A 25,267-nucleotide genomic window follows, 5' to 3' on the forward strand; every position below is an offset into this window, starting at 1 on the left:
CGGCATTGCCGGAGCGGGCCGGGAATTTGACGAACAGGTCGTTCATCCCGGCGCCGGCCGGCGCGCTCAGGGACAAGAACGTAGATAGGCCGCCAGCGCCTTCAGGCCGCGGTGAATCCCGACCTTGATCGCCGATTCGGACATGCCGCTGTGGAGGGCCGCCTCCGCCACCGACAATTCCTGCAGCTTGACCAGTTCGATCGGCACGCGCTGCCGTTCGGGAAGCCGGCCGAGCAGGACCGCGATGTCGCGGCGCGCATCGACGGCCTGCTCGCACGAGTCCTGGAACAAGCTTGCCGCATCGTCAAGCGGATCGTTGAACACGTCCTGACGCATGCGGGCACGCAGGTAGTCCATCAGCTTGTAGCGCGCGATCGCATGGACCCAGGCCGTCACCGGCTGGTCGCGGCGATAGGTGGCGCGCGCGTTGTGGACCGCCAACATGGTTTCCTGAACCAGGTCTTCGACGTGGTCCTGGCCGTCGTAGAGGCGCTTGCGCAGGAATGCGCGCAGGCGCTTGGCCAATTCGTCCAGGAACAGGCGGTAGGCGCGTGCGTCGCCGTCGAGGCCGGCGAGCAGCCAGGCCTGCATCTGTTGCTCGATCAACAACCAAGGTTCGCGGGTGCGCATCGCTGCCGGGCCGTCACCAGCGCAGGATAGCCTTGCCGAGCGCCGCACCCAGTCCCGTGGGCACCGCCAGCCCGAGCACGTACCAGACGGCCCAGAAGGACACGGCCGTCTCCGGGCAATGCAGGCAATAGACCAGCAGGCCCTGGGCGCCGGCGAACAGGCCGGCCGCCGCGCCGGCTTCGCGCGGCCGGGTCGGCGCCAGTCCGCGCAGCGCCCAAGAGGCCGCGCAGAAGGCGGGCAGCGAGAGCAGGGCCACCAGCAAGGTGCACGTCTGCCACGAATTGCCGAGCAGGAGTTGGACGCGCGCTGCGGGCGCGGCATGGGCCAGGACGAGGGCGCCGCCGGCCCAGAGCGCAGCCAGGGCCGCCACCGCCAACCACCAGCCCCGCCCTCCATTGCGGCCGGGCCGCGCGAGCCGGGCGCCGACCGAGAGGGCGGCGCACAGGAGCGCCGCGGGAAAGACCAGTTTGAGCCAGAATCCGCCGCTGCCGAGCGCTTGCGCCAGGTCGCTCCGGACGCCCAGCAGGGGCAGCATGAGGGCGGCGGCGCCGGCCAGGCCGAGCGCCATGGCCAGTGCGAATCGCTTTTCAACGGTGCGCGGATCGGAGGCTTCGACGCCATGCGCCAGCATCGCAGCCAGATCATGAGTTTTCATTGTTCCTGCCTCTTCAAGAGAGGGCGGCGCCGCCGCCTACGCATGCTAGTTCGCTCAGGCGCGCGGTCCGGTTACAGCCGGGGCGAACAATCGCCCCGCCGTCATGGATATGTCAGCAGGCAGCCCGGAAACAAGTATACGCCGTGCTTGCGGCGACCCGTGGCGCCGGCGCGCGGGCGCGGTCGAGGCGCCGACGGCAATCGCCTTCCGCCATGTCGCGCTAGCGCCGCAACGCAAGCCCCGCGGGCTCAGGGCACCGTCACCTGCACGCTGTAGCTGCGGCCGGCCTCTATGTTCTCGATGCGCGCCTGCGGCAGCTCGACGCCGTCGCAGCGCACCTGCACCTTGTCCACCGCGCCGCGCGTCACCTCGACCTGGAAGGTCGCGCCGCGGAACTGGCGGGTGATCTTCATGCCCGGCCAGGCGCGCGGCAGCTGCGGCGCGATGCCCAGGCCCTTGGCGTCGCCCTTCAGGCCGCACAGGCCTTCGATCACGCAGCGATAGACCCAGGAGATGGTGCCGGTGTTGAACAGCTGGCTCGAACGGCCCGCCGTGCGCGGGTATTCCTTGTAGGCGCCGCGGTAGTAGTTCGGGATATAGACCGGCATCTGGCCGCGCTGCAGGTAGTCCTCCAGGTCCGGACCCGGGATCATCTTGCGCAGGGCGTCGAAGGCGCGCTCGGTTTCGCCCACCGTGTACAGGCTGTAGATGTAGAACACCGAGGCGTGGTTGTAGACCGCGCCGTTCTCGGCCGACCCCGGATGCTTCTGGGTCACGCGGCCGACGTCCTCGCGCATCTTGCTGTAGGGCGGGGCGAACATCTGCACGCCGTAGGGCGTGTCGAGCTGGGTGTCGACCTGGGCCAGCATCAGCTTGCGCTGCTCCTCGCTGGCCGCGCCGCTCAGGATCGCCCAGCTCTGCGGGTTCAGGTAGATGCGGCCCTCGCTATCCGCCGCCACGCCGAACTTCACGTCGTCGTCGGTGATGCCGCGCGCGAACCAGGCGCCATCCCACAGGTGGGTGTTGGCCGAGGCGTTCATGTGGGCCGCGCCGGCGCGGAAGTGCTCGGTCAGGGTAGTGGCGCCGCGCTGGGCGCAGATATCGGCCCAGATGTTCAGGGCGTAGGCGGCGGCCACGGTCAGCCAGCCGGACACGCCGCGGCCCTTGTAGCCCACCATGTTCATCGGATCGCACCAGTCGCCCTGCTCGATGTAGCTCAGGCCGCGGTGGTCGCGCTTGTGCAGCAGCCAGTCCATGGCCATCGAGATGCGCTCGAAGGCGCTCTTGACCGCGCCATCGTGGCCCTTGACCGGCTCGTCGAGGACTGCGTAGTCGGCGGTCTCGTCGAGGTAGGCCAGCAGGCAGACCGGCAGCCAGACGCAGTGGTCGGTGTGCGGGATCTGGTTGATGTACTTGAGCTCCGCGCCTTCGAACAGCAGGATCCCGTCGGGCATGGCGCCGCTGGCCTCCTGCTGCGACAGCGCGTGCAGGAAGGCGGCGCGCGCCACCTCGGGCTTGACGAAGGCCATGCCCATGTTGTCCTGCAGGTAGTTGCGGGTCTGCGGATCGGTCGACAGGCGGTTGACGTCGCCGTGGTAGTACACCTGGCGCGCCAGCCAGTTGTTGACGAAGTTGTCGAGTTCCTTGTCGGGGGTCTCGATGCGCACGCAGCCGCTGCCCTTGGCGATGTAGGCGTCGTAGTCGCGCGCGGCGCGCTCGAAGCCCTCGGCGCTCAGGTAGCGTGCGCGCATGGCGGCGATCTCGGCGTCGTCGTAGGCGGGGCCGAACAGGAAGCGCTGCTGGCTGCTGCCGTCGGCGTCGAGCGCCAGGCGGTACTGGACGGCGGCCACCGGGGTCTCGTAGCGGGCGTCGCCGCCCGCCAGGCGCTCGCCTTCCAGGCCGGCCGGCGCGTGCAGGCCGCCTTCGCCTTCGAAGGCCAGCTGGTTGGCTTCCCAGGCGTCGGGCGCGTTCTCGCACAGGAAATAGGTCTTGTCCTTGAACAGGCGGTTCTTGAAGTAGTCCTGCAGCTTCTGGTAGGGCGTGACGCAGGAGGCGACGATGCCTCCCAGGTCGGGGCGGTACTCGCCCGACTGGTTCATCCACGACATGTAGCCGATCGTGAAGTAGGGGTAGACGCTGAGGCGGCGCGGGCGGCCCGACAGGTTGCTCACCTTCAGGGTCCACAGCTCGGCCACGTCCTCGACCGGCAGGCCGAGGGTGAGCTCGACGCGGATGCCGAGCTTTTCCACGGTCCAGCGCAGGTCGCTGCGGCCGGCCGAGAAGGCGAATCGGTCGACGCCGGCGCGCACCGGTTCGTAGGGGGCCGAGAACACCTCGCCGGTCTCCTCGTCCTTGACGTAGAAGAAGCGGCCCGGATGGTGGGCGTAATAGGCCTGCTCCGGCTGCATGAAGGTCTTGGCTTCCAGGTTCGGCGCATAGGAATACTTGGCCGGCTCGGGCTGCATGAACTGGGCGGTCGCATAACCGCGGCAGGTGACCTGGATCATCATCCGGCGGTTCCACAGGAAGCCGCCGGCCTTGGGCATGGCGGTGGGGCTGGTCAGTTCGTAACGGGCACCGTCGTCGGTGGGGTAAAGCATGCGGGTCTCCAGGAAGTTCATGCGCCGGCCTTGCGCGCCGCCAGGTCTTCCTGGATGCGGGCCAGCTGCTTGCGGTCAAGGTTATAGAAGCACATGGTGAGCACGGCCAGCAGGGCGAAAGCGGCCGGCACGAAGGACATCAGCCACACGATGCCGGCCTGCGAGCCCAGGCTCTGGGTGGCGTTGGGCACGTAGCCGAGCGAGGTGAACACCGAGCCGATCACTGCCACGGCCACCGCAGTGCCGAGCTTCTGCGAGAAGGTGGCGGCGGCGAAGGTCATGGCGGTGGCGCGGCGGCCGTTGCGCCACTCGTTGTAGTCGGCGGTGTCGGCGTACATCGAGAAGGCCAGCGGCGACTTGGGGCCGAGGGCCAGGCCCAGGCCGGCCTGCAGCACGAACATCAGGTCGATGCGCTCGGGCGGGATGAAGAAGAAGGCCGAGGACAGCACGGCGGTGATGCTCATCAGGATGATCATCAGGGTCTTCTTGTCGACGAAGCGGGTCATGAGCGGGGTGCAGGCGGCGCCGATGGCGGCGGCCACCATATAGGTCGGCACGAAGCTGGCCATCAGTTCCGGGCGGTTCACCACGTACTTGAAGTAGTAGGCGGCGGTGGTGGTGCGCAGGGTGATGGTGACCATGATGACCAGGGCCAGCACGAACAGCACCATCCAGGGGCGGTTGCCGAGCAAATCGCGGATGTCGCGGCCGACGTCCGACTTCTGGCCGGGCGGCGGGGCGATGCGCTCGCGGGTGTTGACAAAAGTGACCACGAACAGCAGGGCCGCGGCCACGCTCCAGGCGGCCATGGTCAGCTGCCAGCCGCGCTGGTCGTCGCCGCCGCCGAAATAGCTGACCATCGACGGGGTGGCGGCGGTGACCAGGGTGCTGCCGGCGAAGGCGAAGATGAAGCGCAGGCCATTGATGGTGGAGCGCTCCTGCGGGTCGGCCGACATCACGCCCGACAGTGCGTTGTAGGGGATGTTCACGCAGGTGTAGCAGACCATCATCATCAGGTAGGTGCCGTAGGCCCAGGCCAGCTTGGCGTCGCCCTCGAGGTCGGGGGTGGTGTAGGTCAGCACGGCGGCGGCGCCGAGCGGGATCGACATCCAGACCAGGTAGGGACGGAACTTGCCGAAACGGGTCGAGGTGCGGTCGGCTGCGGCGCCGATCATGGGGTCGGTGAAGGCGTTGACGATCTTGATCACCGACATCAGGGTCGCGGCGGCGGCGGCCGAGATGCCGAAGGTGTCGGTGTAGAAGATCAGCAGGAAGGTGGCGACGTTGGTCCAGAAGAAGTTGAAGCCCATGTCGGCGATGCCGTAGCTGAGCTTTTCGCGCCAGCCGAGGCGGGCGTTGGCGTCCTTCGCAGAGGTATCGGGGGCGGCGGCGGCAGGCGCCGGCGGGCTGGTTGGAACTGCGTCCCCACGTGTAAGCATTGTCGTCTCCGTTTATCGTTGTCCGGCGCTGTCGGGCAGGCCAGTGTCGCGCTCGTTCTATTGTTATGTTGATAGCGCTAACATGCCCCGACAGTATGCCGTTGGAGGGGGCGGCGTGTCAAACATGAAATTGAAACAGAGGGGAGGTGGGGTGCTGCGGTGGGGGACTGCTGCGGGGGAAGCCCGGGGGTAGCGGCGGTGCTGCGAACTTGGGTCCCGGCCTTCGCCGGGACGACGGGCTGAGGGACGTGGCCGAAGTCGTGGATTGAGCGATTAGCTATGGTCAAACAAGGTCGTCCCGGCGAAGGCCGGGACCCAAGTTAAAACGCTCGCGGGACCGCTACAACCGACAGCCCCGTCAGGATCAGAACTGTTCCCAGTCCCCATCCACCGTGGCCGTCGCCTTGGCGGCGGCCTTCGGCGCGGCCTTGAGCGGCGCCGGGCGCTTCAGGGGCGCGCTGGCGCGCAGCGCCGGCAGGGTGGCGGCGGGACGCGTCGCCGCCGGGGCCGCCGCGCGCTGCGAGGGATCGAGCTTGAACACGTCCACCACCTTGGCCAGGCGCACCGCCTGTTCCTGAAGCGCGCTGGTGGCGGCGGTCGCTTCCTCGACCAGGGCGGCGTTCTGCTGGGTCGCCTGGTCCATCTCGGACATCGCGCGGTTGACCTGGTCGATGCCCTGGATCTGCTCCTGGCTGGCCGAGCTGATCTCGCCCATGATGTCGGTCACGCGGCGGATCGAGGTCACCACTTCCTGCATGGTGGCGCCGGTGCGGTCGACCAGCTTGGCGCCGGCGTCGACCTTCTCGACCGAGTCGCCGATCAGCTGCTTGATTTCCTTGGCGGCCGAGGCCGAACGCTGGGCCAGGTTGCGCACTTCGGACGCGACCACGGCGAAACCGCGGCCCTGTTCGCCCGCGCGCGCCGCTTCGACGGCCGCGTTCAGCGCCAGGATATTGGTCTGGAAGGCGATGCTGTCGATGACGCCGATGATGTCCACGATCTTGCGCGAGGATTCATTGATCGAACCCATGGTGGCGATCAGCTGCTCGGCGGCGCTGCCGGCGTCGGTCGCCACGGTCGAGGCGGCGATGGCCAGCTGGTTGGCCTGGCGGGCGTTGTCGGCGTTCTGGCGCACGGTGCCGGTCAGTTCTTCCATCGAGGCGGCGGTCTCCTCCAGCGAGGCGGCCTGCTGCTCTGTGCGGGCCGACAGGTCGAAGCTGCCGGAAGCGATCTCGCCCGAGGCGGTGCTGATCTGCTCGGTGCCGGTGCGCACTTCGCTGACGATGCGCGCCAGGCTGTCGTTCATGTGGCGCAGGGCGCGCAGCAGGGCGCCGGTCTCGTCCTGGCGCGAGGTGTCGAGGCTCACGGTCAGGTCGCCTGCGGCGACGGTCTCGGCCGCTTTCACCGCTTCGCGCAGCGGACCGGTGATGCTGCGGGTCAGCAGCCAGGAGAAGACGGCGCCCAGGGCCAGGGCGGCGGCGGCCAGGGCGATGATCATGGTCTCGCCGCTGCGCGCATTGGCGTCGATCGTGGCGGCGCTGGCGGCAATGCGCTGGTGCTGCAGCTCGAGCAGCTTGCGCACCTGTTCCTGGTAGGCCTTGGCGGCGGGAGTGAAGGACTGCTCCAGGATCTGGTCGGCCAGCTCGACGTTGCCCTCGGCCTTGGCCTTGACGGCGTTGTCGCGCGCCGTGCTGTAGGTCTTGCGGTGCTCGATCACGGCCTTGAACAGGGCGGTCTCGTCCTCGCCCTTGATCATCGGCTCGATACGCTTGACCAGTTCGGTCGACAGCTTGGAGGTCGCGGCCGAGTCTTCCTTGAAGTAGGTGGTCAGCGAGGGGTCGCTGCTCTTGACGATGGCGGCGGTGCGGCGCACGGCGGCGAAGATCTGGGTGTACCACTCGGCGATCATGCGCTCCTTGGCGATCGGCTCGGCCATGATCTCGCGGGTTTCGGCGGCCACCTGATTCAGGCGCCAGACGCCGGCGGCCGCGATCAGGACGGTCATCAGGAGGGTCAGGGCGAAGCCCGCGGCGAGGCGCGTGCCGATGTTCAATTTGTTAAATGTGATCATGGTGGGAGAGACTGACCGGAGCGGCGGAGGGATGCGGGCCAGCAGGCCTCGCGGAGCCGTGGTTGCGGTCGAGCCGAGTCGGAAAGTCACAATTATTGCCGAACGGCAACCATAGAGTCACGTATTATTTTGTCTCGCGCGTCGCATTTCGGATACAACATTGTCATTACTACTACTCGGTTTGACAGGCCCCGGCCTTGCTCGCGCGCCGGACCCCGGGCGGAGCCTGGCGTGGTTGACAAGAAGACTTCGTCGAAGACTTTGCGCGTTTAAGGTATAATTTCTATTTCCCGCACGTGCCGTTCGGCACTTTCTGCACAATGACCAAATTTGTATTCGTCACTGGCGGCGTCGTGTCTTCCCTCGGCAAGGGGATCGCGGCCGCCTCCCTCGCCGCGATTCTCGAGTCCCGCGGCCTCAAGGTTACCCTCCTGAAGCTGGACCCGTACATCAACGTCGACCCGGGCACCATGAGCCCGACCCAGCACGGCGAAGTGTTCGTCACCGATGACGGCGCCGAGACCGACCTCGACCTCGGCCACTACGAGCGCTTCATCAGCACCCGGATGAAGAAGGTGAACAACTTCACCACCGGCCAGATCTACGAATCGGTGATCCGCAAGGAACGCCGCGGCGAGTACCTGGGCAAGACCGTGCAGGTGATTCCGCACATCACCAACGAGATCCAGGACTACATCCGCCGCGGCGCCGAAGGCGTGGACGTGGCGCTGGTCGAGATCGGCGGCACCGTGGGCGACATCGAATCGCTGCCGTTCCTGGAAGCCGCGCGCCAGCTGTCGCTGCGCGTGGGCCGCAAGTCGGCCGCTTTCGTGCACCTGACCCTGGTGCCCTACATCGCCTCGGCCGGCGAACTCAAGACCAAGCCGACCCAGCACAGCGTGCAGAAGCTGCGCGAGATCGGCATTTCGCCGAACGCCCTGCTGTGCCGCGCCGACCGCCGCATCCCGGACGACGAGCGCGCCAAGATCTCGCTGTTCGCCAACGTGGAAGAGCAGGCCGTGATCTCGGTGTGGGACGTGGACACCATCTACAAGGTGCCCCAGGTGCTGCACGACCAGGGCCTGGACGACATCATCTGCGAGGCGCTCGGCATCGAGGCGCCGAAGGCCGACCTGTCGGTGTGGACCAAGCTGATCCACACCCTGGAAAACCCGAAGCACGAAGTGACCATCGGCATGGTGGGCAAGTACGTCGACCTGATCGAATCCTACAAGTCCCTGACCGAGGCGCTGCGCCACGCCGGCATCCACACCGAAAGCCGGGTCAACATCGAATACCTCGACTCGGAAGAGATCGAGAGCCGCGGCTGCGACCACCTGGCCAAGTACGACGCCATCCTGGTGCCGGGCGGCTTCGGCAAGCGCGGCGTGGAAGGCAAGATCATGGCGGCGCGCTACGCCCGCGAGAACCGGATTCCCTACCTCGGCATCTGCCTGGGCATGCAGGTCGCGCTGATCGAATTCGCGCGCCACGTGGCCGGCCTGCCGAACGCCAACTCGACCGAGTTCGATCCCGAGACCGATCAGCCGGTGGTGGCCCTGATCACGGAGTGGCAGAACCACGACGGCAAGGTCGAGAAGCGCGACGTCAACTCCGACCTGGGCGGCACCATGCGCCTGGGCGCCCAGACCTGCGCGGTGAACCCGGGCACCCTGGCCGCCGACATCTACGGCAACGTCGTGACCGAGCGCCACCGTCACCGCTACGAAGGCAACAACTACTACCTGCCGAAGATCGAAGCGGCCGGCCTGGTGGTCGCGGCGCGCACCCCGAACGAAGACCTGCTCGAGATCATGGAGCTGCCCCGCGAGGTGCACCCGTGGTACGTGGGCGTGCAGTTCCACCCCGAGTTCAAGTCGACCCCGCGCAGCGGCCATCCGCTGTTCACCTCGTTCATCCAGGCCGCCCTCAAGCACCAGGCGGCCAACACCAATGTGGCGGCGAACGCGCAAGCGCCCGCCCTGCAAGGAGATGCAGCATGAAACTCGCCGGTTTCGACGTCGGCCTCGAGCACCCGATCTTCCTGATCGCGGGCACCTGCGTGATCGAATCGCGCCAGATGGCGCTCGACACCGCCGGCACCCTGAAGGAAATCACCAGCGCGCTGGGCATCCCCTTCATCTACAAGTCGTCCTTCGACAAGGCCAACCGCTCCTCGGGCAAGTCCTTCCGCGGCCCGGGCATGGAGAAGGGCCTGGAGATCCTGGCCGACGTGCGCAAGGAGATCGGCGTGCCGGTCCTCACCGACGTGCATGACGAAGAGATGATCCCGGTCGTGGCCAGCGTGGTCGACGTGCTGCAGACCCCGGCCTTCCTGTGCCGCCAGACCGACTTCATCAACGCCTGCGCGCGTTCGGGCAAGCCGGTCAACATCAAGAAGGGCCAGTTCCTGGCGCCTGGCGACATGAAGAACGTGATCGACAAGGCGCGCAATGCGGCGCGCGAAGCCGGTCTGCCGGAAGACAACTTCATGGCCTGCGAGCGCGGCGTCTCGTTCGGCTACAACAACCTGGTCTCGGACATGCGCTCCCTGGCCATCATGCGCGAATCGAACTGCCCCGTGGTGTTCGACGCCACCCACTCGGTGCAGCTGCCGGGCGGCCAGGGCACCTCCTCCGGCGGCCAGCGCGAGCACGTGCCGGTGCTGGCGCGCGCCGCCGTTGCGGCGGGCGTGTCGGGCCTGTTCATGGAGACCCACCCTGATCCGGCCAATGCGCTGTCGGACGGCCCCAACGCGGTGCCGCTCGGACGCATGAAAGACCTGCTCACCACGCTCGTCGAACTCGACCGCATCGTCAAGAAGTCCGGTTTCCTCGAAGCGGACTTCAAGTAACAGCATGATCAAGGGCGCCCCGCGGCTGGGCGCCCTTTTCACGTTTTATCTACCCTATCGGAGACTGAATACATGAGTGCTATTGTTGATATCATCGGCCGCGAAATCATCGACTCGCGCGGCAACCCGACCGTGGAATGCGATGTGCTGCTGGAATCGGGCGTGATGGGCCGCGCCGCGGTGCCGTCGGGCGCCTCGACCGGTTCGCGCGAGGCGATCGAACTGCGTGACGGCGATCCGCGCCGTTACTTCGGCAAGGGCGTGCTGCGCGCCTGCGAGAATATCAACACCGAGATCTCCGAAGCGATCATGGGCCTGGACGCCAACGAGCAGGCCTTCCTGGACCGCACCCTGATCGATCTCGACGGCACCGAGAACAAGAGCCGCCTGGGCGCCAACGCCATGCTGGCGGTGTCGATGGCCGTGGCCAAGGCAGCCGCCGAGGAAGCCGGCCTGCCGCTGTACCGCTACTTCGGCGGTTCGGGCGCGATGCAGATGCCGGTGCCGATGATGAACGTCATCAACGGCGGCGCCCACGCCGACAACAACCTGGACATCCAGGAATTCATGATCATCCCGGTCGGCGCGCCGTCCTTCAAGGAAGCGCTGCGCTACGGCGCCGAGGTGTTCCACACCCTGAAGAAGATCCTGCACAGCAAGGGCCTGAACACCGCCGTCGGCGACGAAGGCGGCTTCGCCCCGTCGGTGGCCAACCATGAGGAAGCGATCAAGCTGATCATGCAGGCGATCGAGCAGGCGGGCTACCAGGCCGGCAGCCAGATCGCGATCGGCCTGGACTGCGCCGCGAGCGAGTTCTACAAGGACGGCAAGTACGTGCTGGAAGGCGAGGGCCTGTCGCTGAGCGCGGCCGACTTCACCAACATGCTGGCCACCTGGTGCGACAAGTACCCGATCATCTCGATCGAGGACGCGATGGCCGAAGGCGACTGGGACGGCTGGGCGACCCTGACCCAGGCCCTGGGCAAGCGCGTGCAGCTGGTGGGCGACGACCTGTTCGTCACCAACACCAAGATCCTGAAAGAGGGCATCCAGAAGGGCGTGGCCAACTCGATCCTCATCAAGATCAACCAGATCGGCACCCTGACCGAGACCTTCGCCGCCATCGAGATGGCCAAGCGCGCCGGCTACACCGCCGTGATCTCGCACCGTTCGGGCGAGACCGAGGACTCGACCATCGCCGACATCGCCGTGGGCCTGAACGCCCTGCAGATCAAGACCGGCTCGATGTCGCGTTCGGACCGCATGGCCAAGTACAACCAGCTGCTGCGCATCGAGGAAGACCTGGGCGACGTCGCCACCTACCCGGGCCGCGACGCCTTCTACAACCTCAAGTAAGACCCGCGCCGGCCGCGTTCGCGCGGCCGGCGGTGATACCGCTTCTTCTTCATGCGCCTGATTACGATTGCCCTTGCCGCTCTGCTCCTGCTGATCCAGTACCCGCTCTGGCTCGGCAAGGGCGGCTGGCTGTCCGTGGCCGACATGAAGGGGCAGGTCGAGGCCGTGCGCCTGAAGACCGAACAGCTCAAGGCGCGCAACGCTAAGCTCGAATCCGAGGTGCGCGACCTGCGCGACGGGACGGGCGCGGTGGAGGAGCGCGCGCGCTACGAGCTGGGCATGATCAAGCAGAACGAAATCTTCGTGCAGGTGCTGCGCAAGGACGAGCAGCCCGCGGTCTCGATGACCGAGCCGCCGCCTCCGCCGCCGCCGAAGGACAAGGCGAAGCACTGAGCTTCGCGCATCTTCCTATGACTTCACCTTCCTTCGACCCCGCGCAGCTCGACACGCTGGACGCGATCGCCGATCATCTGGCCGATGCCTTCGAGGACGGCGAGGGCGAGCTGGTCGCGGCCGCCCTGTTGGCGGTATCGCGCGCCCCGGCCCTGCCGGAACTGGCCGCCGCCGTGGGCGTGAGCCGTGAACACCTGCAGGGCGCGCTGGCGTCGGGCGAGTTCGACCTGGACCTGACGCTGGAGATCATGAAAGTGGTCGACCTGCATATGTCGGGGCGGGGTTGAGCGCCGTAGCTTTCAGCCGACGCCGACTGATAGCCGACACTGAATTAGTAGCGGACACCGAAGTAGTAGCGGACACCGAAGTAGCAGCGGACACCGAAGTAGTAGCGGACACCGAACTAGCAGCGGACACCGAAGTAGTAGCGGACACCGAGCTGGTAGCGGCACCGAACTAATAGTTAGCCCCAAAACGTCGTCCCCGCGAAGGCGGGGACCCAAGTTTGCTAGCGTTTCGTTGACGCGAACAGAACTTGGGTCCCCGCCTGCGCGGGGACGACGGTCTTTGGTTCAGTGGTCGGAATCAGTCCGACGACGCATCACCCTGCATCGATCCCGCGCCGTGCTCCAGGAAGGCACGCAGCATCCACGCATTCTTCTCATGCACTTCCATGCGGGTGGTCAGCATGTCCGCAGTCGGGAAGTCATCCAGGTCGTCCGCCACCTTCACCGCTTCGCGCGCGGTGCGGATCAGGGTCTCGTGGCCGTCCACCAGCTGGCGGATCATTTCCTTGGCCGAAGGCACGTCGGCCTCCTCGGTGATGTTCGACAGCTCGGCATAGCGCTTGTAGGTGCCTGGCGCGAAGTGGCCCAGCGCGCGGATGCGCTCGGCGATGTCGTCCAGGGCGTTCCACATCTCGGTGTACTGTTCCTCGAACATCACGTGCAGGGTCGAGAACATCGGGCCGGTGACGTTCCAGTGGAAATTGTGGGTCTTCAGGTACAGCATGTAGCTGTCCGCGAGCACGCGCGACAGCGACTCGACGATCTTGGCGCGGTCTTCCTGGTTGATGCCGATATCGATATTCATAGATGGTCCTCCGTTGTTTGCATAAGGGGCAGATAGGGTCGCTATGCGAAAAAGCAACACTGTCAAAGATGCCACAGCTTAGCACCGAAGCCCGGAGGACGTAGCCCGCTGACCCGGTTCAATCGCGTGTCGGCAGGCTTCCCTGGATTGCCTCCCGCAAGGGGAAGAGAGGCGGGTCTCCCGGATGCCATGCCCGCCAACAAACTCGATGCCCCCTGCATGAGTGGCGACGTAGTGCGCCATTTTCGATGCGAGCTTTTCTGTCGCAGCGCCGATGCAGCAGCAGCGAGAGTGCCGATGGCCATCCGGACGAAGTCGGATTTGTCGGGCTTGCTCTTCACGACGGGCTTGCGCACTAGGAGTCAAGCAGGGACGGCTGGCGGCCGCCAAGACGCGTAGCCGATGCAGCAGGCAAGCGATGCATCGAGAGGTGAGCCATCGGTCCGAAGCCGGGCCTGCCACCCATCAGTAGCCGGATGAGATCGCCCATGCTCTCCAGTAGGCGAGCCTGACGCAGCGGTCCGACATCGATCGGTTGCAGACCGAGAACACGTGCAAGCTGTGCGACGTCTTCTTTTGCTGTCGCATCGTCGCCGGCGATAAAGGCGGATACCGATAACGATTCAAGCTGGTCCGCAGGAAGTTCATATGCTTCCATCGCAAGATTATTGAAAGCCTTCACCACCCGCGCATCCGGGAGATCACGCTGGGCCCGTTCAGCAAGAGAGTCCTCAACGGCCGGATAATTGAAGCCCTCGGGTATCGAAAAGTTGTTGAGATCGACAAGGATTTTCCCTTTTGCCAAAGTCTTGTCGATCAGCTGAGACGGCATCAAGCCTCGTGCAGTGAATAGCAGGATGTCGCCATAGCCGGCAGCTTCGTCGAGGCTGCCTGTGCTGACCGGGACGGTAGCGTGCTGGCGCACCGTTGCCAGTTCATGCTCGAATTGCGACCCGAAGAAGACTTCGTGACCTGCTTCAGCCCAGCGCAGTCCGAGCGTCCGCCCCATGTTGCCGCTCCCAAGAATGCCAATACGAAACGTTTTCATCTTCATCTCCTTGTTCATGGTGCGCCGAGATGCGCTCCTGTGCTTGCAGTGTCGTCGCTGCACGCTGCATAATCAAATTGAACAAAATGAACGATCTATTCAATGAAAATGAATTCAGGGGTGTCGATCTCAATGTCCTCCTGATTTTTCTGGCGCTGATGAGGGAACGCAGCGTGACGCGGGCGGCTGCCCGCATGTTTCTGGGCCCATCGGCGGTCAGCATGGCGCTACGACGGCTTCGCGAACTCTTCGACGACCCTCTGTTGGTGAGAGCGAAGGGAGGAATGGAGCCGACGCCACGTGCACTGGAACTGTACCCAGTCGTCGAAGCTGCGATCGGAAGACTGCATCAGGTCCTGTTCACCCCGGCTCAGTTCGATCCGTCGAAACTGGAGAAGACATTTCGTTTCGCCGCTCCGGACGACCTTGAACTGGCATTGGTTCCTCTGATCCTCGCGCATCTGCGGCGGGCGTCTCCCAAGGTCCGGCTGGTGGTTCGGCCGTCCGACTATCGGCATGCGCTCGATTCGCTCGATCGCGACGATTGCGATCTGGCGTTAACGGCAATGCCGGACCAGCTGGAGTCCTGGCACTGCCATCGTGTGCTCCACCAGGAAAGCTTCCTGACGCTGTACGACCGGACTCAACTCGGGCTGCGCGGAGACCTGTCGCTCGACGATTATGTCGCTCATCCGCATTTGTTATTGTCGCCGCTCGGGCACTTGCATAGTCCGATCGACGAGCAACTGCGAGAGCTAGGACGATCGCGCACGGTGCTCGTGTCGGTCGCCCATTTCCCACTCATGCCGTTCTTGCTGCGCACCACCCCATCAGTAGTCAACATGCCGGCCACAGCAGCGCGCATTTATGCCAAGGAATTCGATCTCGAGCTGAGCAAAGCACCTATCCAGGTACCGACATTCGATGTCGCATTGCTGTGGCACGTCAGAAAAAATGCGGATCCAGCAGTGCAATGGTTTGCTGGCCTGGTAGCGCAACTGGTCGCTCAACTGCGCCAATAAGGGGGAGTAGAGGCCTTGGATTTTCGGTTGGACAAGGCAAGTTTACAAAGTCCAGCAGCCCCGCGGAAAGCATCCTAAGGTCCGCCTGTGGCCGACGCCGACCGTTCCAGCCCGGAGTAGCTGATTGTCTCGGCGCCATGAACACAAACCGAGGATTCTGTCAGGGGTTCTGGGGCAGAACCAGGGTCTCCAGCACCCGCCGCGCCGCCGCAGGGATCGGCGTCGGCCGGTTGCTCGCCCGGTCCACATAGACATGGACGAAGTGCCCCGCAGCCGAGGGTAGTTGCTCGTCGTTGCGGTACAGCGCGATCTCGTAGCGCACGCTGGAGTTGCCCAGCTTGGCGACCCGGATGCCGGCGTGCACCGTATCCGGGAAGGAGATCGAGCTGAAGTAGGAACAGCCGGTTTCCACCACCAGGCCCACGGTCGTGTCCTTGTGGATGTCGAGCACGCCCTGATCGATCAGGTAGCGGTTCACCGCCGTGTCGAAGAAGCTGTAGTAATTGACGTTGTTGACGTGCCCGTAGCTGTCGTTGTCCATCCAGCGCGTCGGCATGGCGAGGAAGTGGGCAAAGGCGCTACGGGGCGTGTCACGCATCGGCAGTCCTGTCAGTGGGTGCTGCCGCTGGCCGGCATCATGGTCTGCACCGGATCCTGGCTCGAGAACAGCTGGGCGCAGTCGACCTTGTCGAAGGAGTAGTGCTTGCCGCAGAAATCGCAGTTGATGCCCAGCGTGCCCAGCTCGGCCAGGGCCGACTCGACTTCTTCCTTGCCCAGCATCTTGAGCATGCCGCCGACCTTGTCGCGGTTGCAGCTGCAGTGGAATTGCGGATGCGCCGGATCGAACACGCGGATCGTCTCTTCCCAGAACAGGCGCTGGAGCAGGGTCTCGATGCCGGTGCTGAGCATCTCCTCGCGCTTGAGGGTGCTGCCCAGCATGACGGCGCGGTTCCAGGTTTCCAGGTCTTCGGCCTCGGTGGCCTGCTTGGTCTGGCCTTCGACGCCGCTGTGGCGCGGCAGCTTTTGCAGCAGCATGCCGCGCGCGACCTTGTCGTCGGCGGCCAGCCACAGGCGGGTGTCCATCTGCTCCGAGCGCAGCATGTAGTTCTCGATCACGGTCGCCATGTCCTCGCCGTCCAGCGGCACCACGCCCTGGTAGGGCTGCTGGCCCGGCACCTTGTCGGCCGGGTCGAGGGTGATCACGAAACGGCCCTTGCCGTGCGCATTGAAGAGCTGGCGCAGGCTGGCGTCATCCGGAATGTCGGCGTCCGGCGCCAGCTTGGCGGTGGCGCGGGTGCGCAGCTGGGCATCGCACTCGACCACCAGCAGGCGCACCGGGCCGTCGCCATGGATCTGCATCACGATGGAGCCGTTGAACTTCAGGTTCGCCGACAGCAGGGCGCCGGCCGCCACCATCTCGCCCAGCACCGCGCGCACGGCCTTGGGGTAGGCGTGGCGCGCCTGGATCTCGCGCCAGGTGTCGGAAATCTCGACCAGCTCGCCACGCACGGCGGCATTGTCGAAGATGAATTTTTGCAGGGTGTCCCTGGTGTCGTTTGTCGTCATTCTCTATCCGATTTTCTTAAGCTGCGCCTTGAAGAGCTGCCCGCGCGCCACGTAACTGGCGGCGCTGGCCTGCAGGCGCGATACGTCTTCTTCCGTGAGGGTGCGCACCACCTTGGCGGGCGAACCCAGGATCAGCGAGTGGTCCGGAAATTCCTTTCCCTCCGTGACCAGGGCGCCGGCGCCGACCAGGCAACCCTTGCCGATCTTCGCGCCGTTGAGCACCACGGCCTGGATCCCGATCAGCGAGCCATCGCCCACCGTGCAGCCGTGCAGCATTGCCTGGTGGCCGATGGTCACGTTCTTGCCGATGGTGAGCGGGTAGCCCATGTCGGTGTGCATCACCGTGCCTTCCTGCACATTGCTGTTCTCGCCGATCGTGATGCGCTCGTTGTCCCCGCGGATCGTGGCGCCGAACCACACCGTGGCGTTCGCCTCGAGGGTCACCTTGCCGACCAGGGTGGCGGAATCGGCCACGAAGGCCGATGCGTCGATCTCGGGCGCATGCTCGCCCAGCTGGTAAATCGCCATGGATGTGCTCGCGGAAGATGGAGATAAACGCTATTTTACCCCCTGCGTCCGCCACCGTCCGTGGCGGCGATCCACGCCAGATGGGGCCGGGGCGCGCGAAATCAACCGATCGCCCTTATAATCATACGAACGACCGTTCTTTTTCTGAGGCAGCATGAAACCCTCCCGTTCCGAATTCCTCACCGTCCGCGGCCTGCGCAGCCACATCCGCCATTGGGGCGAGGAGGGCGCGCCCAAGCTCTTCATGCTGCACGGCTGGATGGACGTGTCGGCGTCCTTCCAGTTCGTGGTCGACTGCCTGCGCCGCGACTGGCACGTGATCGCGCCCGACTGGCGCGGCTTCGGGCTGAGCGAGCGCACGCATTCGGACACCTACTGGTTTCCCGACTACCTGGCCGACCTCGAGGTGATGCTGGACCGCTACGCGCCGGGCGAGGCGGTCAATCTGCTCGGGCATAGCATGGGCGGCAACATCGCCGGGCTGTATGCGGGCGTGCGGCCGCAGCGGGTGGGCAAGCTGATCAACCTGGAAGGCTTCGGGCTGCCGGCGACCAGGGCCTCGCAGTATCCGGGGCGCGTCGCCAAATGGCTGGATGAGCTGCGCGAGCGGCCCACCATGCGCGGCTACGCCAGCCTGGAGGAGGTGGCGGCGCGCCTGCGCAAGACCAATCCGCGCCTGTCGGAGGAGCGGGCGGCTTTCCTGGCCGGGCACTGGGCGGCGCAGGAGGCCGACGGACAGTGGCGTATTTTGGGCGATCCGGCGCACAAGCAGAGCGGGCCCTTGCTGTATCACGTGGACGAGATCATGGCCTGCTGGAGCGCGATCACGGCGCCGGTGCTGTGGGTGGAGGCGGAAGAGACCGAGATGTGGCGCTGGATGGGGCCGAAGGAGCAGGCGCGGGCGGAGATCGACCGGCGCATGGGGCATCTGAAGCAGGTCACGGCGAAGATGATGGCGGGGGCGGGGCATATGCTGCATCACGATCAGCCGGAGGTGTTGGCGGGGATGGTGGAGGAGTTTCTGCAGGCGTAGTGCAAGGAATGCGTTGGCGGTGCGCGGGGGAACTTGGGTCCCGGCCTGCGCCGGGACGACGTTGTTTGGAGGCGCGGGTCGGCCAACACCTCGATTCCTGATACGTCAGCGTAAACGTCGTCCCGGCGAAGGCCGGGACCCAAGTTGCACGAACACCCCTAAAGCGTTGCGTTCACCCCTCAGTGAAATTGCCCCAAGGCAACGCCTGTGCTACAGTCCTCCCCGACCCGCACCAAACCCTGGTGCCGCTTTTTGACTGAACAGGATAGACGATGGCCATTCGAGCCGCTCTCGCGCTCGCCGGTGCACTGCTCATGGCAGGCTGCGCCGTCCCCTACAGCCCGGTCCCGGTGGCCACCAACTTCCCCAGCACCCAGCAGGAAAAGCTGCAGGCCGCCGCCCATTGGGGCGTGATCGCACGCCACATGGTCACCCAGCTGGAGCCGACCCTGAAAGTGAACGCCCGCCGTTCGCTCTACGTCTCGCCCCAGCAGAAATCCCCGTTCAGCCAGGCCGTCGCCTCCCAGCTCAACACCGCGCTCGTGAACCAGGGCTACGTGGTGCTCAAGCACCCGGACCCTTCCGCCCTGGTAGTCGAATTCGACACCCAGGTGGTGAGCTTCGCGGCCAATCGCCCGCAGTACCGCTACGCCGGCGAGCGCAGCGCCCTGGTGGCGGGCGCCTGGGTCCTGACCAGCATCGAGCACAGCCCCGAATGGCTGGCCTCGGCCGCCGTCTTCGGCCACGATGCCTACGAATGGTTCCACGCCCAGTTCGCCCCCGGCGCCACGCCCAAGACCGAGATCCTGGTGAGCCTGTCTGTGGCCGACGACCAGCGCTACTACGCGCGCACCACCTCGGTCTACTACACCACCGACCAGGACCGCGCCCTCTACGACGCGGCCTTCCAGCCGACCAAGACCTTCGCCGTGCGCGACCGCTGACCATGATGCGCTTCCCGACTTCGTTCCGCTTCCTCGCGCTCGCGCTGCCGTTGTTCCTGGGCGGCTGCGCCAGCACCCGCGAAGACACCGACTACAGCTCGGTCTCCGCCAACGCCTTCGTCGCCGCCAACTACCGCGCCGCCGACGCCCTGGCGGCCCAGCTCAAGGGTAAACTCGCCGAGGACAAGCCCCTCATCATGGCCACCGTGGTCAACATCGACGCGCTCGAACAGACCTCGATGCTGGGCCGCCTGGTGTCCGAGCAGATCTCGACCCGCATGGCCCAGAACGGCATGAAGATGCTGGAGATGAAGCTGCGCAACAGCGTCTACCTGAAACGCAACGGCGGCGAGCTGATGCTCACCCGCGAGATCGGCGACGTGGCCAGCACCCACAACGCCCAGGCGGTCGTGGTCGGCTCCTATGCCGAGACCCGCGACACCATCTTCATCAACATGAAAGTCATCCAGCCGACCACCAATCTGGTGCTTGCCGGACACGATTTCGTGCTGGCCAAGGGCGGCACCATCCGCTCCATGCTGCAGCCCTACTGAGCGCCCCGCGGCCGGGCGAAAGCGCGGCGCAGGGCCGGCAATCCGCGTACAATGTGTTGTTTCAGAACGCGTTTTCGCTTCGCCCTGCCATGAAAGTCGACCTACACTGCCATTCCAATGTCTCCGACGGCGTGCTCGCGCCGGCCGCGGTGGCGGCCTATGCGCGCAAGAGCGGCGTCGACGTCTGGGCCCTGACCGACCATGACGAGGTCGGCGGCCTCAAGGCCGCGCGCGCCGCCGCCGGCGAACTCGGCATGCGCTTCGTCGCGGGCGTCGAGATCTCGGTCACCTGGGCCGGGGAAACCGTGCACATCGTCGGCCTGCAGGTCGACGAGGACCATCCCACCCTGGTCCAGGGCCTGGCCGCGACCCGCCACGGCCGCGACAGTCGCGCCCGCGAAATCGCCGACCAGCTGGCCAAGGCAGGCATCCCGGGCGCCTACGAGGGCGCGCTCAACTACGTCGCCAACCCCGACCTGATGTCGCGCACCCACTTCGCGCGCTACCTGTGCGAGATCGGCGTATGCGGCTCGACCACCGAGGTGTTTCGCCGCTACCTCACCGAGGGCAAGCCGGGCTATGTGCCGCACCGCTGGGCCACCCTGGAGCAGGCGGTGGGCTGGATCCGCAGCGCCGGCGGCATCCCCGTGATCGCCCACCCGGGGCGCTACAAGTTCAGCGACACGGCCCAGGGCGCGCTGTTCGACGAATTCCGCCAGCTGGGCGGCACCGCCATCGAGGTGGTCACCGGCAGCCATACGCCCGACCAGTACGCGACCTATGCCGAGCTGGCGCGTCGCTACGGCTTCCTGGCGTCGCGCGGGACCGACTTCCACGCCCCGGGCGAGGCGCGGGTGGAGTTCGCGGAACTGCCGCCGTTGCCGGCCGGGCTCACGCCGGTCTGGCACGACTGGTTCTGAGGCCAAGGGTGTGCGGATCGCAAGATCCGCACACGGCCGCGAAAAATACTTTCGAAATGATTAGGTGAATCGCGCTGAGTCCTGTATCTTCAATCGCGCACAACATCAAGACGTCGTCAACGTCGGTCTCTTTCCCGTTTCGCCATTCGGCACTCCTGTTTGATTCCCACCAGTCGCATCCTTCTTGCTTGCCTGTGCATTTCGGCAGCATTGCCCCCATCTTTACTCAAGGTATTTACATGACTACTCAAACCGGCACCGTCAAATGGTTCAACGATTCCAAGGGCTTCGGCTTCATCACGCCTGACCAGGGCGGCGGCGACCTGTTCGCCCACTTCAAGGATATCGAGTCCGAAGGCTTCAAGAGCCTGGCGGAGAACCAGCGCGTGTCCTTCCAGCGCGCCAGTGGCCCCAAGGGCGACAAGGCCAGCAACATCCGCAGCATCTGAGGCCGTGGTCCGGCGACGGACCGCCCGCCCTTTCCGTGCCGCCGGCAGGCGGCACGACGAAGCCCGCGCATGCGGGCTTTTTTCATCGCCCTCCAGAAAAGAAATATCTCCCAGCCCTTGAAATACCCGTTTTATACTCCAACTGGAGTATGTAAGGAGGATAGGAGGGGATATGAAGCTCGTTTCAACACAACAGAAATTGCCGGACAGTGACAAGGTCACTGTCAACGTCGGCCTGGTCGACCTGGCCCAGATGGACTTGCTGGTCGAAGAAGGCTTTTACTCGAACCGCACCGATTTCGTGCGCACCGCCATCCGCAACCTGTTGCACCAGCATGCAGACGCGATCCGCCAGACGGTCGTGCGCAAGCGCTACGTGATGGGCCTGTACCGCTATTCACGGCGCGAGCTGGAGCAGGTGGTGGCGGAAGGCCAGCAGCTGGAAATCCATGTGCTGGGCCTGGCCGTGATCGAGGACGACGTCGATCCGGAACTCGCGCGCCAGGCCATCGCTTCGGTCCAGGTTCTCGGCGCATTCATCGCGGCGCCCGCCACCAGGCAAGCCCTGGCGGACCGCATCCATACCTAAAGGACACCCATGAAACCCCTCGACCAATTCATCGCGCAGATGGTGGAGTCGGCGCGGCTCGCACAGGCGCAGGACGCGCCCGCAGCCACCGCCCTGATCCAGAAAGCGCTGGCCGAATCCGGCCTGCTACCCCAAAGCGCCACGACACCAACGGCGCCGTCGCCGTCGCCGGGCCCCCGGCCCTTCGTCGACCTCAATGCGGCGCCCTCCTGGAGCGCCCGCCCGCGCGGCCCCGCCAGGGCGCGCGGCGGCGCGCAGCACGAGGTGCAGGCCCCCGGCCGCTTCCTCGCCGGCAGCTTCACTTCCGGCGCGGGAACGCGCCGCTACAAGCTCTACGTCCCGGCCCAGCCGGCAAGCGGGCCGCGTCCGCTGGTGGTGATGCTGCACGGCTGCACCCAGAACCCGGACGATTTCGCGACCGGCACCACGATGAACCGGCTGGCCGAGGAGCACGGCTGCCTGGTGCTCTACCCGGAGCAGGACGGCGCGGCCAACCACTCGCTCTGCTGGAACTGGTTCGAGACCGCCCACCAGCAGCGCGGAAGCGGGGAAGCATCCCTGATTGCCGACATGACGCGCCGGGTGCTCGCTGAGCATGACGGTGACCCCGAGCGCGTCTTCGTGGCCGGACTGTCTGCCGGCGGCGCCATGGCGGCCATCCTCGGCGCCGAATATCCCGAACTGTATGCCGCGGTCGGCGTGCACTCGGGCCTGGCGGCAGGCAGCGCCAGGGACATGATCTCGGGCCTGAAGGCGATGAAGCAGCCCGGCAAGTGGCGGCCACTGCGCAGCGCGCCGCCCCTGATCGTGTTCCACGGCGACGCCGACCACCTGGTCCACGCCGCCAACGGCGAGGCGGTGCTGGCCCAGTTCACCGCGGCCCGTGGCCCGGGGCTGGAGCGCCACACCGAGGGACACGACCACGCCGGCCGGCGCTGCACCGTGCAGTCCTGGCGCGACGGGGAGGGGCGCCCGGTGGCCGAGCACTGGCTGCTGCACGGGGCAGGCCACGCCTGGTCGGGCGGCAACGCGGCCGGCTCGCATACCGACGCCGCCGGTCCTTCGGCCTCGAAGGAAATGCTGCGCTTCTTCCTGGCCCAACGGCCGCACTGAGCTGTCATCCAGGCCTGATTAAGGCCTGGCTAAGGATGTGTCCTTGATTTTTTCATATCGCATCCCTATCTTGCCTCCTGTCATACCCGACTTCAGGAGGCTTTTCCATGAAACGCATTGTCCTGTTCCTTGCCACCAACCTTGCCGTGGTGCTGGTGGTGTCGCTCGTCGTCAACCTGCTCGGCCTGGGCCGCGCCGTGACGGGGGAGGGGATCAATGTCGGCGCGCTGGCGGTGTTCTCGCTGGTGGTCGGTTTCACGGGCTCCTTCATTTCCCTCCTGCTGAGCAAGCCGATGGCCAAGTGGTCGACCGGCGCGCGCGTCATCGACCAGCCGGCCAACTCGACCGAGTTGTGGCTGGTCGAGACCGTGCGCCGCCTGTCGGAGCGGGCAGGCATCGGCATGCCCGAGGTCGCGGTGTATGAGGGCGCGCCGAACGCCTTCGCCACCGGCGCCTTCAAGAACAACGCCCTGGTGGCCGTCTCCACCGGCCTGCTGGAGGGCATGAACCGCGACGAGGTCGAGGCCGTGCTGGGCCACGAAGTCGCCCACATCGCCAATGGCGACATGGTCACCCTGACCCTGATCCAGGGCGTGGTCAATACCTTCGTGGTCTTCTTCGCGCGCGTGGTCGGCTACTTCGTCGACAAGGTCCTGCTGCGCAGCGAAGGCGAGCGCCCCGGCATCGGCTACATGGTGACGGTGTTCGTGTGCGAGATCGTGTTCGGCATCCTGGCCTCCATTATCGTCGCCTGGTTCTCGCGCAAGCGCGAATTCCGCGCCGACGCCGGTTCCGCCAAGCTGCTGGGCAGTGCGGTGCCGATGCAGCATGCGCTGGCCCGCCTGGGCGGCTTCGCTCCCGGCGCGCTGCCGCAGTCGATCGCCGCGTCAGGCATTTCCGGCAGCGGCGGCGGCTGGGGCGCGCTGTTTTCCACCCACCCGCCGATGGAGGAGCGCATCGCCGCCCTCCAGGCGCTGCGATAATGTCGCATCCTTGACAACGAAGCTGCTGCCCGATGAGCCAATACTTCCAGATCCACCCCGAGAACCCGCAACCGCGCCTGATCAAGCAGGCAGCGCAGATCGTCGGCGCGGGCGGGATCATTGCGATTCCCACCGATTCGGCCTACGCCCTGGTCTGCCGCCTGGACGACAAGGGCGCGGTGGAGAAGCTGCGCCGCATCCGCGGCGTCGACGAGAAGCATCACCTGACCCTGCTGGTGCGCGACCTGTCCGAGATCGCGCTCTACGCCAAGGTCGACAACCAGCAGTACCGGCTGCTCAAGGCCACCATGCCCGGACCCTACACCGTGATCCTGGAGGCCACGCGCGAAGTGCCGCGCCGCCTCTCGCACCCGTCGCGCAAGACCATCGGCCTGCGCGTGCCCGAGAACCGCATCTCGCTGGCGCTGCTGGAAGAACTGGGCGAACCCCTGATCGGCACCACCCTGCAGCTGCCGGGCGACGACCACATGCTGTCCGATCCGGAAGAAGTGCGCGACCGCCTGGCCAAGCAGATCGAACTGGTGATCGACGGCGGCGCCGGCACCCTCGAGCCCACCACCGTGGTCGACCTGACCGGCCCGGCGCCGGAACTGGTGCGCGAGGGCAGGGGAGACCCGGCCGCCTTCGGCCTCTGAGCGGACTTGCGATTGCCGACCTTGCCTTCACCTGAGGGTAGCGCGTGCGCGCGCTCCCGCCGTCCCGCCGCCCGTCCGGGCCGCGGCCGCCACCTCTGCTATCATCCCGCTCATGGATCCTGAAACTATACGCAACATCGCAGTCTACGCGCTGCCCGTCCTCTTTGCGATCACCCTGCACGAAGCCGCCCACGCCTACGCCGCCAAGTACTTCGGCGACAACACCGCCTATGCGCAGGGCCGCATGAGTCTCAATCCCCTGGTCCACGTCGACCTGCTCGGCACCATCGTCATCCCGATCGCGCTCTACCTGTTCACGCCCTTCGTGTTCGGCTACGCCAAGCCGGTGCCGGTGGACTTCAGCCGCCTGCGCAACCCCAAGAAGCAGATGGCCTTCGTGGCCCTGGCTGGACCCATGGCGAACTTCATCATGGCCTTCATGTGGCTGGTGCTGGGTCTCCTGCTCGCTTATTTCCAGGTCGAGGAGAACTTCCCGCACAAGGTGGCCCAGGCCGGCGTGTTCACCAACCTGCTGATCTTTGCCTTCAACCTGCTGCCGCTGCCGCCCCTGGACGGCGGGCGCGTGCTGACCAGCATCCTGCCGAACAACCTGGCCTATAAATTCGCGCGCATCGAACCCTATGGCTTCTTCATCGTGCTGGCGCTGATCTTCGTCGGCGTGCTGGGCTACTGGGTGGTGCCGGTGATGGAGGTCGGCCGCTTCCTGATCCACCTGATCGCGGCGCCGCTCACGATCTTCCTGAGCTAAGGA

At 65.9% G+C, this 25,267-nt stretch carries 26 protein-coding genes; 16 read left to right on the forward strand and 10 right to left on the reverse strand.

Going from position 1 to position 25,267, the window contains the following annotated elements:
- Positions 1-66: 66 nt before the first annotated feature.
- From B0920_RS19755 to B0920_RS19775, 5 genes are all read right to left on the reverse strand, one after another.
- Positions 67-630: a sigma-70 family RNA polymerase sigma factor gene (locus B0920_RS19755; protein WP_078034339.1), complete on the reverse strand. Its 564-nt coding sequence runs from the start codon at positions 628-630 to the stop codon at positions 67-69.
- Positions 631-643: 13 nt separating this feature from the next.
- Positions 644-1,285 (reverse strand): DUF1109 domain-containing protein, encoded by a 642-nt coding sequence (locus B0920_RS19760; protein ID WP_078034340.1) that lies wholly within the window; start codon positions 1,283-1,285, stop codon positions 644-646.
- A gap of 248 nt (positions 1,286-1,533) precedes the next feature.
- Positions 1,534-3,885: a GH36-type glycosyl hydrolase domain-containing protein gene (locus B0920_RS19765; RefSeq protein WP_078034496.1), complete on the reverse strand. Its 2,352-nt coding sequence runs from the start codon at positions 3,883-3,885 to the stop codon at positions 1,534-1,536.
- Between the two features lie 17 nt (positions 3,886-3,902).
- Complete coding sequence (locus tag B0920_RS19770) at positions 3,903-5,324, reverse strand: MFS transporter (protein WP_078034341.1); 1,422 nt, start codon at positions 5,322-5,324, stop codon at positions 3,903-3,905.
- 364 nt (positions 5,325-5,688) lie between these two features.
- Positions 5,689-7,395 (reverse strand): methyl-accepting chemotaxis protein, encoded by a 1,707-nt coding sequence (locus B0920_RS19775; RefSeq protein ID WP_078034342.1) that lies wholly within the window; start codon positions 7,393-7,395, stop codon positions 5,689-5,691.
- A 320-nt stretch (positions 7,396-7,715) separates the two neighbouring features.
- Between B0920_RS19775 and B0920_RS19780 the strand changes: the two genes are divergently transcribed.
- The 5 genes from B0920_RS19780 to B0920_RS19800 all read left to right on the forward strand — a co-directional run bounded on the left by B0920_RS19780 (position 7,716) and on the right by B0920_RS19800 (position 12,285).
- Positions 7,716-9,398 (forward strand): CTP synthase, encoded by a 1,683-nt coding sequence (locus B0920_RS19780; protein WP_078034343.1) that lies wholly within the window; start codon positions 7,716-7,718, stop codon positions 9,396-9,398.
- Positions 9,395-10,249, forward strand: a complete 855-nt coding sequence (gene kdsA, locus B0920_RS19785; protein ID WP_078034344.1) for a 3-deoxy-8-phosphooctulonate synthase — start codon at positions 9,395-9,397, stop codon at positions 10,247-10,249. The genes B0920_RS19780 and kdsA overlap by 4 nt, the downstream gene beginning before the upstream one ends.
- A 72-nt stretch (positions 10,250-10,321) precedes the next feature.
- Positions 10,322-11,605, forward strand: a complete 1,284-nt coding sequence (gene eno, locus B0920_RS19790; RefSeq protein WP_078034345.1) for a phosphopyruvate hydratase — start codon at positions 10,322-10,324, stop codon at positions 11,603-11,605.
- 51 nt (positions 11,606-11,656) lie between these two features.
- Positions 11,657-11,998 carry a cell division protein FtsB gene (ftsB, locus tag B0920_RS19795; protein ID WP_078034346.1) on the forward strand — a complete coding sequence of 114 codons (342 nt, stop codon included), beginning with the start codon at positions 11,657-11,659 and terminating at the stop codon, positions 11,996-11,998.
- A 17-nt stretch (positions 11,999-12,015) separates the two neighbouring features.
- A complete protein-coding gene (locus B0920_RS19800; protein ID WP_078034347.1) occupies positions 12,016-12,285 on the forward strand; it encodes a hypothetical protein in 270 nt (89 codons plus the stop codon).
- Positions 12,286-12,583: 298 nt separating this feature from the next.
- On the opposite strand, the gene B0920_RS19805 is transcribed toward B0920_RS19800, so the two are convergent.
- On the reverse strand, positions 12,584-13,090 hold the full coding sequence (locus B0920_RS19805; protein ID WP_078034348.1) for a Dps family protein: 507 nt from the start codon (positions 13,088-13,090) through the stop codon (positions 12,584-12,586).
- Positions 13,091-13,445: 355 nt separating this feature from the next.
- Positions 13,446-14,156: an NADPH-dependent F420 reductase gene (locus B0920_RS19810; protein ID WP_078034349.1), complete on the reverse strand. Its 711-nt coding sequence runs from the start codon at positions 14,154-14,156 to the stop codon at positions 13,446-13,448.
- Positions 14,157-14,224: 68 nt separating this feature from the next.
- Here B0920_RS19810 and B0920_RS19815 point away from each other — a divergent pair, with 68 nt between their 5' ends.
- On the forward strand, positions 14,225-15,160 hold the full coding sequence (locus B0920_RS19815) for a LysR substrate-binding domain-containing protein (RefSeq protein ID WP_179119234.1): 936 nt from the start codon (positions 14,225-14,227) through the stop codon (positions 15,158-15,160).
- 160 nt (positions 15,161-15,320) lie between these two features.
- Here the strand turns inward: B0920_RS19815 and B0920_RS19820 are convergent, their stop codons facing one another.
- The 3 genes from B0920_RS19820 to B0920_RS19830 are packed head-to-tail and all read right to left on the reverse strand — an operon-like array spanning position 15,321 to position 17,254.
- Positions 15,321-15,758: a thioesterase family protein gene (locus tag B0920_RS19820; RefSeq protein ID WP_179119235.1), complete on the reverse strand. Its 438-nt coding sequence runs from the start codon at positions 15,756-15,758 to the stop codon at positions 15,321-15,323.
- 11 nt (positions 15,759-15,769) lie between these two features.
- Entirely contained in the window at positions 15,770-16,726 is a 957-nt protein-coding gene (gene hslO / locus B0920_RS19825) for an Hsp33 family molecular chaperone HslO (protein ID WP_078034351.1), read from the reverse strand.
- 3 nt (positions 16,727-16,729) lie between these two features.
- Positions 16,730-17,254 (reverse strand): gamma carbonic anhydrase family protein, encoded by a 525-nt coding sequence (locus B0920_RS19830; protein WP_078034352.1) that lies wholly within the window; start codon positions 17,252-17,254, stop codon positions 16,730-16,732.
- Positions 17,255-17,408: 154 nt separating this feature from the next.
- On the opposite strand from B0920_RS19830, the gene B0920_RS19835 reads away from it, so the two are divergent.
- From B0920_RS19835 to B0920_RS19880, 10 genes are all read left to right on the forward strand, one after another.
- The gene (locus B0920_RS19835; protein WP_078034353.1) at positions 17,409-18,287 is read left to right on the forward strand and encodes an alpha/beta fold hydrolase; all 879 of its coding nucleotides are present in this window, start codon (positions 17,409-17,411) and stop codon (positions 18,285-18,287) included.
- A 272-nt stretch (positions 18,288-18,559) separates the two neighbouring features.
- Complete coding sequence (locus B0920_RS19840) at positions 18,560-19,231, forward strand: hypothetical protein (RefSeq protein WP_078034354.1); 672 nt, start codon at positions 18,560-18,562, stop codon at positions 19,229-19,231.
- A 5-nt stretch (positions 19,232-19,236) separates the two neighbouring features.
- Positions 19,237-19,785 carry a FlgO family outer membrane protein gene (locus tag B0920_RS19845; RefSeq protein ID WP_078034498.1) on the forward strand — a complete coding sequence of 183 codons (549 nt, stop codon included), beginning with the start codon at positions 19,237-19,239 and terminating at the stop codon, positions 19,783-19,785.
- A gap of 89 nt (positions 19,786-19,874) precedes the next feature.
- Entirely contained in the window at positions 19,875-20,705 is an 831-nt protein-coding gene (locus tag B0920_RS19850; protein ID WP_078034355.1) for a 3',5'-nucleoside bisphosphate phosphatase, read from the forward strand.
- Positions 20,706-20,944: 239 nt separating this feature from the next.
- Positions 20,945-21,154, forward strand: coding sequence for a cold-shock protein (locus tag B0920_RS19855; protein ID WP_078034356.1), 210 nt, complete (start codon positions 20,945-20,947; stop codon positions 21,152-21,154).
- A gap of 172 nt (positions 21,155-21,326) precedes the next feature.
- Positions 21,327-21,743, forward strand: a complete 417-nt coding sequence (locus B0920_RS19860; protein WP_078034357.1) for a CopG family transcriptional regulator — start codon at positions 21,327-21,329, stop codon at positions 21,741-21,743.
- A 9-nt stretch (positions 21,744-21,752) separates the two neighbouring features.
- Positions 21,753-22,856 carry a PHB depolymerase family esterase gene (locus tag B0920_RS19865; protein ID WP_078034358.1) on the forward strand — a complete coding sequence of 368 codons (1,104 nt, stop codon included), beginning with the start codon at positions 21,753-21,755 and terminating at the stop codon, positions 22,854-22,856.
- Between the two features lie 107 nt (positions 22,857-22,963).
- Positions 22,964-23,839: a protease HtpX gene (gene htpX, locus B0920_RS19870; RefSeq protein WP_078034359.1), complete on the forward strand. Its 876-nt coding sequence runs from the start codon at positions 22,964-22,966 to the stop codon at positions 23,837-23,839.
- 32 nt (positions 23,840-23,871) lie between these two features.
- Positions 23,872-24,495 (forward strand): L-threonylcarbamoyladenylate synthase, encoded by a 624-nt coding sequence (locus tag B0920_RS19875; RefSeq protein ID WP_078034360.1) that lies wholly within the window; start codon positions 23,872-23,874, stop codon positions 24,493-24,495.
- Positions 24,496-24,607: 112 nt separating this feature from the next.
- Complete coding sequence (locus B0920_RS19880) at positions 24,608-25,264, forward strand: site-2 protease family protein (RefSeq protein ID WP_078034361.1); 657 nt, start codon at positions 24,608-24,610, stop codon at positions 25,262-25,264.
- The last annotated feature ends 3 nt before the right edge of the window (positions 25,265-25,267 follow it).

Source organism: Massilia sp. KIM (assembly GCF_002007115.1).
In the GTDB taxonomy this organism is placed as follows: domain Bacteria; phylum Pseudomonadota; class Gammaproteobacteria; order Burkholderiales; family Burkholderiaceae_D; genus Telluria.